Source organism: Hymenobacter properus (assembly GCF_015694735.1).
GTDB lineage: Bacteria > Bacteroidota > Bacteroidia > Cytophagales > Hymenobacteraceae > Hymenobacter > Hymenobacter properus.
In genome coordinates this window covers 995,819-1,009,032 of record NZ_JADQDP010000003.1, presented here as the reverse complement: position 1 = coordinate 1,009,032, position 13,214 = coordinate 995,819, and the positions used below count along the sequence as shown (strand labels likewise).

The window sequence follows — 13,214 nt, the reverse complement described above, 5'->3', positions numbered from 1 at the left end:
ATTGTCAGAGCCGGCTTATCAATTTTGCACAGTCAGTGGCTATTAACCACTAACCGTTAGTCATTAACCATTAGAACGAGTAGCGCAGGCCCAGCTGGCCCTGCCAGCGCGAGGCCAGCTGGTCCACCGAGTAGGTGGCGGGGGTGCCGTAGGTGAAGGCCGGGCGGTTGTAGGTGGCAGCGTTGTAGCTGCTGCTCACCGTGCCAGCGCTGTTGATGTAGCCCACTTGGGTGAGGCCGGTGCCCAGCGTCGAGTTGAAGGTGTTCGGCACGAAGTACTGGCGGCCCCAGTTGCTGTTCAGCAGGTTGCCGAAGTTGATGATGTCGAGCGAAATCTGGATAGTGTGGCCCTTAGGCACGATGCCGGCCTCGTTGGCTTCGAGGCTGCCGAGCTTGGCTTCCAGCATCAGGCGGATGTCGGCCTGGTTGTTCCAGGGGGTGCGGCCGGCGTTGCGCTCGGTGTACTGGCCGCGGCGGGTGCTCAGGTAGCTGTCGCCGTCGATAAAGCTGTTGAAGGCGGCGTTTTTACCGGCGTCGAGCAGGTAGGGGCTCTGGTCGTTCGCGCGGCTCACGATGGCGATGTCCGAGGCCGTGGCCGGGATGTAGGCCAGCTGCACGTTGTTCTGCTGGCCGTTGCCGAAGTTGTAGTTGGTGTAGGTCCAGGTGAAGGGCGAGCCGCTGGCATAGGTCAGCACCGAGGTGAAGTAGCCGGTGAAGCGCTGGGCGAAGTTCTTGTGCACGTTGATGGAAGCCACCACGCGGTGGCGCAGGTCAAAGTTCGAGTAGGCCAGGGCCGGGTCGTTCACGTTCAGGGCCGGGTTCAGCTCCCAGTTCGATTGCGGCGAGTTCCGGATGCCGTTGCTGATGTCGTAGCTCTTGCCGTAGGTGTAGGCCACCGAGGCGTCAACCAGGTTGTTGATGGTCTGGCCCACCGAGCCGGTGAGCTGGTAGCGGTAGCCCTGGGTGGTGTTGGTCAGGAAGAAGGCGTTCGAGAAACCCGAGTTTACGCGGGTGCTGCCACCGGCCGGGGCCGAATACACGGGCGTCTGCGTGGGGCCGTTGGCCAGGTAGGTCACGTTGTCGGTCAGGTTGATGTTCTGGAACTTCACGTCCTGCAAGGTCTTGGTGTAGAGGCCTTCCACCGAGAAGCGCGTGCCGGTTTTCAGCTTGAAGTCCAGGGCCAGCGACGAGCGCCACACCTTGGGCATCTTGAAGTTGTTGTCAATCAGGTTGACCTCCGTGGGGCCGTTCTTGGGGTTGGCGGCGTTGTAGTTGGCGGCCGGCAGCTGGGCGTAAATCAGGTTGGGGTCGGTGTTCAGGTACACGGTTTTCACGCCGGTGTTGGTCGAAGCCTGAATGTTGTTGTAGTCCACCGAGTTGAAGTTCACGCCGTTGTTGTAGTAGGCGTAGCCGAACCAGGCAAAGGGCACCCGGCCGGTGAAGATGCCCGAGCCGCCGCGCACCACGAAGCTTTGGTCACCTTTCACGTCGTAGTTGAAGCCCAGGCGGGGCGAAAACTGCACCTGGCCCAGGTAGTTGTTGTTCAGCTCGGCCCAGGGCGTGTGGGTGTAGGTCTGGTTCAGCGTTTTGGCGTCGTTCTGCGGGTTGTTTACCAAGGCCGTGTTCAGGGTGGGCTTGGTGGGCAGCGAGGCGATATCGAAGCGGATGCCAGGCGTGATTTTCAGGCGGTCGTTCACGTTCCACTCGTCCTGCAGGTAGGCGCTGTAGAAGTTGATGTTGAAGGCCGCCGAGGGGTTGTTGTAGTTGTAAGCGTACGAGTTGTCGCCCTGCGTGCCGTTGTTGTAGGTACCGCGGATGCGGCTGGGCCGGTCGTTCAGGAAGTCGTTCACGTTGTTGTACTCGATGCGGCCGTTCCAGGAGTTGATGAAGCCGTAGTCGATGTGGTAGAACTCGTTGTGCGTGCCCAGCGTGAGGGCGTGCGCGCCCACGTAGTAGGTGAAGTTGTCGGTGAGCTCAAACGTGCGCTGGCGGGTGTTGAAGATGCTGGCCTCGCGGTCCGAACCCAGCAGAATCTGGTTCGAGCCGGCGTAGTAAGTAGCCGTGCCGGGCGTGCCCAGGCTGGTGCCCACGCCGTTAATCTGCACGGCCGGGTAGAGGTTGGCCTGCCCGCCGATGAGGTCGCGGTAGTCGTGGATGTTGGTGTAGCCCAGAATCAGGTTGTTCGAGAACTTGCTGCTGAAGTTGCTCTTCGCTTCCAGCACCGTCGAGTTCTGAATGTTGTGCTGCGTGTAGTCCTGCGAGCCAAACTTGAACAAGCTGCCCGAGCGCTCCAGATTGGTGGCTTCCGACTTAATGTAGTTGTGACGCAGCGCAATGCTGGTTTTCTCGTCCAGGTTCCAGTCGAGGCGGCCGAAAATCTTGTTGCTGTTCGCGTGGATGTTGTAGTCGTTGTAGTCGCCTACGTTGTAGCGGGCAGTGCTCAGAACCGGCGTGCCGTTGGTGTTGCGCACCACGCCGCCGTTGCCGTCGCTGGTCACGGTGTTGTAGTTGTTCAGCTTGGCCGAAATCACCTGAGCCAAATCCTGGGTCACGGGCGAGCCAGCCGTGCCAGCGCCGTAGAACTGCGGCTCCTGGCGGCGGGCAATTTCGGCGTTCGTAAAGAAGAACAGCTTGTTCTTAATGATGGGCCCGCCGATGCGGAAGCCCGTCTGGTAGTCGTGGTAATCGGAGCCAATGCGGGCATTATCGCCGTCGATGCTGCGGCCGGTCACGTTCTGGTTGCGGCCGTAGCCGTACACCGAACCCGTGAATTCGTTGGTGCCCGAGCGGGTCACGGCATTCACCGAGCCGCCGGTGAAGTTGCCCAGCTTTACATCATAAGGGGCCACCTGGGCCTGAATTTCCTGAATGGCATCCAGCGAAATGGGGTTCGAGCGGGCCGAGCCGCCGGGCAGGCCGCTGGTGCCGCTCTGGCCGCCCAGCGAGGGCGAGAAGCCGATGGCGTCGTTGTTCACGGCGCCGTCCAGCGTCACGTTGTTGTAGCGAAACGAGCTGCCGGCAAAGGAGCCATTCGAGTTGCGCGGGTCGAGGCGGGTGAAGTCCGACAAGCTGCGCGAGATGGTGGGCAGCTGCTGAATGGCGGCCGAGCCCACGTTGGTGCCGGCGCCGGTTTTGGTGGCCTGGGTGTTGCCGGTCACTACCACTTCGTTCAGCTGCTGGGTTTCGGTCACCAGCACGAAGTTGAGCCGGGTGGTATTGCCCAGCGTCAGGAATACGTTGTCAACTTTCTGCTCCTTGAAGCCTACATAAGTTACCGTCACGGAGTAGGGTCCGCCGGGCGCCAGGTTCGGGATGGTGAAGCGGCCGTCCATTTCGGTACCGGTGCCGCGCTTGGTGCCGGTGGGCAGGTTGGTGGCCACCACCGTCACCCCAATCAGGTCCTCGCCTTTGTCAGAGGTCACCTTGCCGCTCAGCGCGGAGGTGGTTACCTGGGCCATGGCGAACTGCGAGCAGCCCAACAGCACCAGCAAAAACAACTGCGTAAATGTGTGTCGAATCGACATAAAAATGAGGGAGTTGATTAACGGTACAAAGGTCCGGCCCCCTAACCGCGGCCTCACCCTCGGGCGCGTTTCCGAATTGTTGTATTTCACTTTTTCCCATAACCTGCCGGTAACATAAGGCCTGAAAACCTCGCTTTTCGGACCACTTTCGGCCCGTTAACCATTTCATAATTCAGAGGAAATTTCACCGCAACTTCATCCGGGTAGTTTTGCTGCCCGAATGGAAAACACTATTAATTACCGACATTTATTAACTATATTGCTGAGCTTATTTTTCAGCAATAGCGTCTTCGCCCAAACGACCGGCACCATCAAGGGCCTCGTAAAAGACGCCGCCACCCAGGAAGCCATCATCGGCGGCACGGTCCGCCTCGAAGGCACCACCCTCGGCACCCAAACCGACGTCGACGGCAGCTTCCATCTCGAGCGCGTGCCCAAAGGCACCTACACCCTCGTCATTTCCTCGGTCGGCTACATCAGCACCTCGCTGCCCGACGTGGCGGTAGAGCCCGGCAAAACCACAGTCATCAACACCACCGCCAAATCAGACAGCAAGGCGCTCGACGAAGTGGTGGTGCGCGGCGTGCGCCGCACTAACACCGAAATCTCGGTTATCACCGAAATCCGCCAGGCCAACGTGGTGGTGAGCGGCATCTCGTCGGAGCAGATTGTGAAATCGCAGGACCGCGACGCGGCCGAGGTAGTGCGCCGCATCCCCGGCGTCAGCATCATCGACAACCGCTTCATTCAGGTACGCGGCCTCAGCGAGCGGTACAACACCGTGTGGCTGAACGACGTGACCGCGCCCAGCTCCGAAACCGACAAGAAGGCCTTCTCTTTCGACATCGTGCCCAGCGCCCTCCTGGACCGCGTGCTGGTGTTCAAAGACCCCTCGCCCGAGCTGCCCGGCGACTTCGCCGGCGGCCTCGTGAAGGTGTACCTGCGCAAGCCCGCCCTCGACGAGCGCAGCTTCACGGCCAGCTACGTGAGCGGCTACCGCGACGGCACCACCTTCAGCAACTTCAACACCGACAAGGGCAGCAACGGCGATTTCGCCGGCTTCGGCGCCCCGGCCCGCGACCTGCCGGGCAACTTCCCGGTGCTGAACTCGGCCAGCTCGGTGGCCCAGCGCGACGCCTCGGCCCGCGACCTGGGCAACAGCTTCGGCATCCGCAGCATGACGGCCATGCCCGATGTGCGCTTCAACGCCTCCTACCTCGACAACATCAAGCTGGGCGAAACGCAGATTGGCTCGCTCACCTCGCTGAGCTACACCAACGCCTTCACGCGCTTCAGCATCGGCCGCAACGTGTACGACGCCGACGGCCAGCGCACCGACCGCCTGCAGGACGAGCAAGCCACCAACAACGTGCGCCTGGGCCTGATTCAGAACTTCAGCGCTCTGCTGAAAAACGGCACCAAGCTGGAGTTCCGCAACTTGTTCAACCAGTTTGGCCGCAACCAGATTACGACCCGCGACAACTTCTCGGCCGGCGACAACACGCTGGTGCGCAAGGCCTACGCGCTGGGCTACCAGGGCCGCACCACCTACACCGGCCAGTTGGCCGGCACCCACGTCTTCAACAACGAGAAAACCAACTTCGACTGGGTGGCCGGCTACGGCTACTCGGCTAAGAACGAGCCCGACCTGCGCCGCGTGGCCTACCGCAACGTGCCGCTGAGCGACGGCAGCTTGGGCCAGGAAATCCTGACCCCGGCCCCCGGCCAAGTCGACGTCATCAACGCCGGCCGCCTCTACCAGAAGCTAAATGAGCATGTGTACACCCTGAACGCCAACGGCAAGCACAAGCTGCTGGGCTTGGGCGAGCGGGAAATCGAGCTGGCCGCCGGCACCTATCTCGAATACAAGAAGCGCGACTTCACGGCCCGCGCCTTCGGCTACTCGCCCACTGACGGCACCCGCTTCCAGCAGTTGAAAAACCTGCCACTGAATACGGTGTTCGCGCCCGAGAATGTGGGCGGCACCGGCTTCCAGCTGCGCGAAGACATCAACTCGACTTACCGCTACACGGCCAGCAACGAGCAGGAGGCGGTGTACGCCTCCATCAACGTGCCGATTACGCCCAGCCTGAAGCTGCTGACCGGCGCCCGCTACGAGCGTAACGTGCAAATCATCAACACTGGTCTGAACGGCGCCCCCGTCAACCAGACGGTGACCACCAACTACCTGCTGCCCTCGGCCAACCTGAGCTACAATTTCACCGAAACCAGCCTGCTCCGCGCCTGCTACGGCCGCAGCCTCAACCGCCCGGAATTTCGCGAGTCGGCCCCGTTCTACTACTACGACTTCGACTTCAACGTGCTGAACTACGGCTCGCTGTACCTCAACCCGACCAACCCGCTGAAAGTCGCCACCATCGACAATTACGACCTGCGCTACGAGTGGTACCCCACCCCCGGCGAGCAGGTGCACCTGGGCGTGTTCTACAAGAACTTCACGAACCCGATTGAGAACGTCGTCATCCCCAGCACCAACCTGGCCTACTCCTTCGCCAACGCCCCCAGCGCCTACTCCTATGGCGTGGAGCTGGACGTGCGCAAGAGCTTCAACTTCCTCGACGACCTCATCGGCACCCGCGGCCTGAAAAACCTCACCGGCGTGTTCAACCTCTCGCTCATCAAGAGCCAGGTCGACCTCGGCCCCGGTATTGTGGCCTGGGACAGCAAGCGCGCCCTACAGGGCCAGTCGCCCTACGTGGTGAACACCGGCCTGTATTACCAGAACGAATCGGGTAGCTGGCAGGCCTCGGCCCTCTACAACGTGTTCGGCCCGCGCATCCTCTTCGCCGGCTCCGACCAGTACCCCGACGTGATTGAGGCCCCGCGCCACACCATCGACCTCTCGCTCACCAAAAGCCTGACCAAGCGCGTGGCCCTCAACCTGGGCGTGCAGGACCTGCTGAACCAGCGCGTGACCCTGCTCCAGGACTTCAACAAGGACAAGAAATACCAGCGCGACCTCGACCCCAGCCTGGCCGACTACCGCCGCGGCACCTACACCACCATCGGCGTGAAAGTGGCTTTCTAACGGCAGAACCTCACCCCCGGCCCCTCTCCACAGGAGAGGGGAGCCAGACAATTCAAAACCGCGCATGACCGGTGCCCCCTCTCCTCGAGGAGAGGGGGTCAGGGGGTGAGGTCTCGCCCGGCGGACTCCCCCAAAAACAAACTTCTCAATACCACACCCCAACCAATTCTTAGCATTCCTTATGCAAGTTCTCAACCCGTTCCGTCAGCGTGCCCTGCTCGCCTTCGCCCTGTTCTCGCTGAGCCTGGCGGCCTGCAAAAAAGACGAAGCCACCGTGACGCCCGACACCAACACCGGTACCACCACGGGCCAGACCGTGGAAGTGACCGAGGTGAAAACCAGCACTACCTGGAAAGCCGACACGAAATACCTGCTGAAAGGCTACGTGTACGTACGCTCCGGCGCCACGCTCACCATCGAGCCCGGCACCATCATCAAGGGTGACAAGGATTCGAAGGGCGCGCTCATCGTGGAGCCCGGCGCTAAGCTGATTGCCGCCGGCACCGCCGCCAAGCCCATCGTCTTCACTTCCAACCAGCCTAAAGGCTCGCGCAACTACGGCGACTGGGGCGGCGTGATTCTCTGCGGCAACGCCCCGGTGAACAGCATCGTGAACGGCGTGAAGCCCGTGGTAGAAGGCGGCCCCACCACCACCTACGGCGGCACCGACGCAGCCGACAACTCCGGCACCCTGCAATACGTGCGCATCGAGTTCGGCGGCATCGCCTTCTCGCCCAACAACGAGGTGAACGGCCTGACGCTGTGCGCCGTGGGCACGGGCACCACGCTGGACCACATCCAGGTGTCCTACTCCGGCGACGACTCCTACGAGTGGTTTGGCGGTACCGTCAACGCCAAGTACCTCATTGCCCACCGCGGCTACGACGACGACTTCGACACCGACAACGGCTACTCGGGCAAGGTGCAGTTTGCCGTATCGCTCCGCGACCCGCTGCAGGCCGACCAGTCGGGCTCGAAGGCCTTCGAGAGCGACAACGACGCCAACGCCTCCGACAACCTGCCCAAGACGAGCGCCACTTTCTCGAACGTGACCGTGATTGGGCCGCTGAACAACATCAGCAACGTGGGCGGCATCAGCTCGCAGTACGTGGCCGCGGCGCACATTCGCCGCAACTCGGCCCAGAGCATCATGAACTCGGTGCTGGTGGGCTACCCCGCTGGCATCCTGCTCGACCACGCCAAAACCGCCGCCAACGTGGCCGGCAACGACCTGCGCTTCCAGAACAACATCATCGCGGGCATGGCCGCCGGCACCGCCGCCACCCGCAACCAAAAGAACATCATCTACATCGGCCCGGCCGGCGGCGCGGGTTCGCTCACGCCCACCACGAGCATGAGCTCCGACACGGCGGCCTTTGGCGCAGCCATGGGCCCGCTGAGCTGGCTCTACAAATCGGGTAGCGGCAACAAGCGCTACACCAACGCCGACGAGGCCCGCCTGCTCAACCCCTTCAGCCTCACGGCTCCGAGCTTTATGCCCCTCACCACCTCCCCCATCGTCTGGACCTCGGCCACCAACACCAACCCGGTGGTGCCCCCGGCTTTCACCGACAGCAAGGTTTCGGACTCCTTCTTCACCCGCACCAGCTACATCGGCGCCTTCAGCGGCTCGGGCCAAAGCACCGACAACTGGGCCAGCGGCTGGACCAACTTCGACCCCCAGAACACCGATTACTAGCCTTTATCTACCTGCCATGAAAAAGGCTCCCTGGATTCGGGGAGCCTTTTTTGCGTTAAACCGAAGCTATTTAAACCAAAAAGAGCCTGTCATCCTGAGCGCAGCGAAGGACCTTTTCACGGCTGGGCAATTGCCGTTCACAAGTGAAAAGGTCCTTCGCTGCGCTCAGGATGACAGACGTTGTTGCCGCTTTCCTGGTCCTACTTGCTCAGCCGAAAAATAATCGGCAGCGTGCGCTGCACCCGCACGGGCTGGCCAGCCATGCGCCCAGGCGTCCACCAGGGCATGAGGCGCACCACCCGCAGGGCTTCCTCGTCGAAGCCGTGGCCGCAGCCTTTGGCCACTTCGGCGTCGCGGACGCGGCCCTGCTCGTCCACCACGAAGCGCACGTACACCGTGCCCGATAGGTTCTGTTGGGTGGCGGCTTCCGGGTACACTATTTTCTTCGCCAGGTATTGGTGCATGGCTGCGTCGCCGCCAGGGAAAACAGGCATCTCGTCGGCAAAGGTGAGCACGGCAGGGGCGGCGGGTGTCGCCTCCGAAGCGGAGGTCGGCACGGCCGAACGGCTGGCCATTTGGGCGTGCCCGGTAGTGGCCGTTCCAAGCAGCACAGCGCAGGCTAGCGTAAGTGTTTTGTTCATTGACACGTCGATATAAGAATAGCTCTGGCAAAGCTACCCGGCCGCATCAGCCAGTATATAAGCGCCGCAGTTATGCTTTTATCACGGTTTTATTAGCTGTGGCTGCGCAAGGGTTCAGCTCTGCGGCCGGGCAGTTTGCGCAGCTACCGGCCGAACGTTTGCTTCGTTCCTTTGCAGCCTCCAATCAGACTTTGCTCCCATGCTTATTTCCATGACCGGCTTCGGCCAGGCGCACCGCGAAACCGACACCTACACGGCCACCGTCGAGCTGCGCTCCGTCAACTCCAAAACCCTCGACCTGACCCTGCGCCTGCCGCGCTTCCTGATGCCGCACGAGCTGGAAATCCGCAACACTGTGGCCAAAGCCCTGCTGCGCGGCAAGGTCAACCTCAACCTCGACTTCGTGCGCCCGGCAGCGGTTCGCGCCGCCACCACGCTCAATAAGGAGGCTTTCCTTGCCGCTTTTCAGGAACTGAAGGAGTTGGCCCAAAGCCTGGGCGTGACGGCCGGTGAAGAAACCTTTGCCGCCGCCTTGCGCCTGCCCGGCGTCATTCCCACCGCCTCCGAAATGCGCGACGCCGAGCCCGCTGCCGAGGAAGTTGCCTGGGCCGAGCTGCAGCCGCTGCTCACCGAGGCGCTGGCTGCCATGCAGCAGTTCCGCCACGACGAAGGCCACACGCTGACCACCGAAATCTTGGGCTACGTGGCCACCATCCGGCAGCAGCTGGCCGCCGTGGAGCTGCACGACCCAGCCCGCATCGAGCACGTGCGCCAGCGCCTGGCCGGCCACTTAGCCGAGCTCACCAGCCACGAGCATTTCAACGAGACCCGCTTTGAGCAGGAAGTGCTTTACTACATCGAAAAGCTCGACATTGCCGAAGAAAAAGTGCGCTTGGCGGCTCACCTGGCCTATTTCGAGCAAGCGGTGCACCAGCCCGACGAGGCCGTGGGCAAGAAGCTGGGCTTCCTGGCCCAGGAAATTGGCCGCGAAATCAACACCATCGGTTCCAAAGCCAACGACGCCACCGTGCAACACCTGGTGGTGGGCATGAAAGAGGAACTGGAAAAAATAAAAGAGCAGCTGAACAACATTCTTTAGCAAGGCTTTTTTCGCTCAATGTGGCCACAGCCCAGTTGGTCGAGCCGGAGCCCTACTTGAGCGAAAAGAGGCAATAAATAGGATTATACTTGCAAATTTTACAATCGAACAAACATAAAATAGCGCTTTTCAATTGGATTTGTTATTGAAAAAATTAACCCCACACACTGTTTGCAACTTATAGAACCTTAGTACGTTATTCAAATAATTTTAAGCTCGGCTACAAACCTTTTAAAAAATAAAGCCATATTTGTGGCACCAAAGTTGGATATCTGATTATTGTATCTAACTTGGGTACTTAAATAGCGTTTTGTTACCCACCTCTATCCCCGATTAATATGAAATCTACATTTTTACTCTGTATTCTGGGAGTGCTGTTGATGGCCGCGCGTCCCGCATCCGAAATTGAATTGGTGAAGAAGCGCGTGCTCAGCGAGCGAGTGGAAATCCTGATTCCCAAGGGCTTCGAAGTGATGACTGAGCAGCAGATGGACTTTGCCTACGCCAAAGCCCAGAGCCGCCCCAGCGTCATTTTCACCAACAACAACCTGGTGAGCCTCGCCTTCAACTACTCCGACAACGACGCTGACCAGGACATGGTCGATATCTACTCGGCCTCGTTTGGCAAGACCTACCACAAGCAGTACAAAGACGCCACTTGGTTTGGCGACGGCGTGAAGAACATCAACAACCGCAAGGTGGGCTACCTCGAATTCATGAAGCCTGAAATGGGCCACGAGGTGTACACGCTGGTATTCTTCACCGACGTGGAAGGCAAGCTCATGATTTGCACCTTCAACTGCGCCGACCGTCAGAAGCCCGAGTGGGAGCCCATTGCCAAGCAAATCATGCTCTCGCTGAAAGCAAAAGGTTAGGCCTGATTCGCTGTTAGCCACAAAGCCGGTAGTCGAACGCAGGTTCGGCTACCGGCTTTTTTTTGCGCGGGGCGCTGCACCCTCTTCGTTCAGGAAATCGCGCACCAGGCCAAAGGCGCCCGCGAAGCCAGCCAGCGACAGCGCCGCGGGCTGGTCGTTCACGTCGTGGTAGGCAGGACTGCCGCCGCGGGTGTAGATGAAAAAGGCGGGCACCCCGGCTTCTGAGAAGGGATAGTGGTCGGAATTGGCCGCCTTGCCGCGGGCGCCGAGGGCGGGCAGGTAGTGGTGAGCCTCATTCAGCGCTACCAGCCGCTTGTAGGGCGCTTCGAACACGCGGCCATTCACCACGGTGGCGCCCTGCTCGCCGGTGCCCAGCAGGTCGAGATTGACCAGGAATTTAATGCTTTTGAGCGGGACCAAGGGATGGGTCACGAAGTAATTAGAACCCACCAGGCCGGCTTCCTCGGCCCCAAAAAGCAGGAACACTACCGAGTAGGCCGGCCGGTTTTCGGGGCGGGCGTAGTAGGCCGCCAATTCCAGCAGCAGGGCCACGCCGCTGGCGTTGTCGTTGGCGCCGGGGAAGTAGGCTTTGGGGCCCATCATGCCCAGGTGGTCGTAGTGGGCCGACACCACGAGGAAGGAATCGGGCTGGGCGGTGCCGCGCACCACGGCGGCCAGGTTCTGAGTTTGGTAGTTGGCCGCCAGCTTGGCGCCCACCCGCACGGTGCCCCACACGGTGTGGCCTTTAGCCGCGCCGGTGGCCGTGTCGCCAAAGATGGCTTTGTCGAGCCACAGCGGCACTTTCTCAGCCAGTACCTGCACGCGGGGCTGCGGCGCCTGCTCGGCGGCCAGCGAGGCCGTGAGCTTGGGCACCACGGTTATCATGGCCGCGGCGGAGTTGAGGCGTTGCTGCAGCAGCGACGGCAACTGGTGCAGGCGGGCGGCATCGGCGGCGCGCAGCAGGAGCACGCGCTTGCTCCAGGGCACCAGCAGGTAGCGGGCCTGCACCGTGGTTTTCGTGAACACCAAGGTGTCGAGCAGGAATATCCGGGCCTTCACCTCGCCGGCGGCGGAATTGGGCGCCGCAATGCAGGCGGTGCCGGCCCGCCAGGCCGTCGTCAAGGGGCTGCCATCGGCCTGAATGGACGCCGCTACCTCGCCCGGAAACGTGTTTACATCCAGCGTGAAGGGTTGCGTGAAGTTGGGCGCCAGCGGGGCCAGCTTCAGTCCGCGTAGCCGCTCACGCAGGTAGGCGGCGGCTTCGTGCTCACCTTGCTTCACGTAGCCGCGGCCGTGTAGCTCGGGCGATGCCAGCTTCTTGATAGTGGTGCGGGCACGGGGCAAATTTTGCGCGCGGGCGGAGCCGGCAGCCAGCATGGCGCCGGCCAGCAGCACAGCCGCGGCCTGCACCGCCGCGCTGGTTTGGCGCTTTTGCCGCAGGCTCCACATGGCAGCCAGCCCCACGGCCAGCACCGCCCCGATGCCGTCGCTTAGCAAGTCCGTCCACTCGCCGTGGCGGCCGAGGCGCATGGTCATTTGCAGCACCTCGATGAGGGCACCAAATGCGATGCTAGCGGCCAAAACGCACCAGCCGGCGTGGCGGGCCAGCCAAGGCCAGCGGCGCTGTCGGTGCGCCGAAAACCAGCTCAGCCCGGCCAGCACAAAAAACACGCCCGCGTGGGCGGCTGTGTCGAACGACAGCAGCTCCCACACGGGCGTGCGCGGCATTTCATTGGCCGGTGTCAGGGTGAGCACCAGCACGACGGCGGCCCAAGCCAGGGGCAAGCCGAAATAGGGACGTGGGGAAGCAGGAGGCAATGGGTCGGGGAGCAAAGAAACAAATGGCATTGCCGCGCCCTAGCCAAAACGGTGCTAGCTTTTTAGGCGCCCACCAGCTCGCCGTAGGCTTCGGCAGTCAGCAGCTCGTCGAGCTCGGCGGGGTTGGCGATGGAAATTTTCACCATCCAACCGTCGCCGTAGGGGTCCGAGTTCACGGTTTCGGGAGCGTCGGCGAGCTTGTCGTTGACTTCGAGCACCGTGCCCGTGATGGGGCTGAACAGGTCCGAAACCGTCTTCACGGCCTCCACCGTGCCGAATACGTCGTGCTGGGCCACTTCTTTGTCGAGGGTGTCGATATCGACGTACACGATGTCGCCGAGCTCTTTCTGGGCGTGGTCGGTGATGCCCACGTAGGCAACGTCGCCTTCAACGCGAATCCATTCGTGGTCTTTGGTGTAGTGCAGGGTGGCGGGCAGGTTCATATTATGGTGGAGTGGTGAGTTGGTGGATTTGCCGGTCAAAAGTACGCAGTGAACTTCGCCAACCTAC

Annotated in this window: 8 protein-coding genes; 4 read left to right on the top strand and 4 right to left on the bottom strand. The window is 61.4% G+C overall.

All coding sequences use genetic code 11. The annotated features are described in order from the left end of the window. Positions 1-70: 70 nt before the first annotated feature. Positions 71-3,523 (bottom strand): carboxypeptidase regulatory-like domain-containing protein, encoded by a 3,453-nt coding sequence (locus I2I01_RS16095; protein ID WP_196287484.1) that lies wholly within the window; start codon positions 3,521-3,523, stop codon positions 71-73. A gap of 259 nt (positions 3,524-3,782) precedes the next feature. Between I2I01_RS16095 and I2I01_RS16090 the strand changes: the two genes are divergently transcribed. Both I2I01_RS16090 and I2I01_RS16085 read left to right on the top strand, forming a co-directional pair. Further along, positions 3,783-6,572, top strand: a complete 2,790-nt coding sequence (locus tag I2I01_RS16090) for a TonB-dependent receptor (RefSeq protein WP_196287483.1) — start codon at positions 3,783-3,785, stop codon at positions 6,570-6,572. 181 nt (positions 6,573-6,753) lie between these two features. After that, entirely contained in the window at positions 6,754-8,271 is a 1,518-nt protein-coding gene (locus tag I2I01_RS16085; protein ID WP_196287482.1) for a hypothetical protein, read from the top strand. A gap of 200 nt (positions 8,272-8,471) precedes the next feature. On the opposite strand, the gene I2I01_RS16080 is transcribed toward I2I01_RS16085, so the two are convergent. After that, positions 8,472-8,912: an energy transducer TonB gene (locus I2I01_RS16080; RefSeq protein WP_196287481.1), complete on the bottom strand. Its 441-nt coding sequence runs from the start codon at positions 8,910-8,912 to the stop codon at positions 8,472-8,474. Positions 8,913-9,111: 199 nt separating this feature from the next. Between I2I01_RS16080 and I2I01_RS16075 the strand changes: the two genes are divergently transcribed. Together I2I01_RS16075 and I2I01_RS16070 are read left to right on the top strand one after the other, a co-directional pair. Further along, positions 9,112-10,011 (top strand): YicC/YloC family endoribonuclease, encoded by a 900-nt coding sequence (locus I2I01_RS16075; protein WP_196287480.1) that lies wholly within the window; start codon positions 9,112-9,114, stop codon positions 10,009-10,011. Between the two features lie 338 nt (positions 10,012-10,349). Next, on the top strand, positions 10,350-10,886 hold the full coding sequence (locus tag I2I01_RS16070; RefSeq protein WP_196287479.1) for a hypothetical protein: 537 nt from the start codon (positions 10,350-10,352) through the stop codon (positions 10,884-10,886). A gap of 48 nt (positions 10,887-10,934) precedes the next feature. Here I2I01_RS16070 and I2I01_RS16065 read toward each other — a convergent pair whose 3' ends face one another. Next, the gene (locus I2I01_RS16065) at positions 10,935-12,704 is read right to left on the bottom strand and encodes a VanZ family protein (protein ID WP_196287478.1); all 1,770 of its coding nucleotides are present in this window, start codon (positions 12,702-12,704) and stop codon (positions 10,935-10,937) included. 62 nt (positions 12,705-12,766) lie between these two features. Continuing rightward, positions 12,767-13,147, bottom strand: a complete 381-nt coding sequence (gene gcvH / locus I2I01_RS16060; RefSeq protein ID WP_196287477.1) for a glycine cleavage system protein GcvH — start codon at positions 13,145-13,147, stop codon at positions 12,767-12,769. Positions 13,148-13,214: the final 67 nt, after the last annotated feature.

Coding starts and splice junctions, on each gene's coding strand:
- I2I01_RS16095 (WP_196287484.1), bottom strand. CDS start 3,523: ATGTCGATTCGACACACATTTACGCAGTTGTTTTTGCTGGTGCTGTTG.
- I2I01_RS16085 (WP_196287482.1), top strand. CDS start 6,754: ATGCAAGTTCTCAACCCGTTCCGTCAGCGTGCCCTGCTCGCCTTCGCC.
- I2I01_RS16080 (WP_196287481.1), bottom strand. CDS start 8,912: ATGAACAAAACACTTACGCTAGCCTGCGCTGTGCTGCTTGGAACGGCC.
- I2I01_RS16075 (WP_196287480.1), top strand. CDS start 9,112: ATGCTTATTTCCATGACCGGCTTCGGCCAGGCGCACCGCGAAACCGAC.
- I2I01_RS16070 (WP_196287479.1), top strand. CDS start 10,350: ATGAAATCTACATTTTTACTCTGTATTCTGGGAGTGCTGTTGATGGCC.
- gcvH (WP_196287477.1), bottom strand. CDS start 13,147: ATGAACCTGCCCGCCACCCTGCACTACACCAAAGACCACGAATGGATT.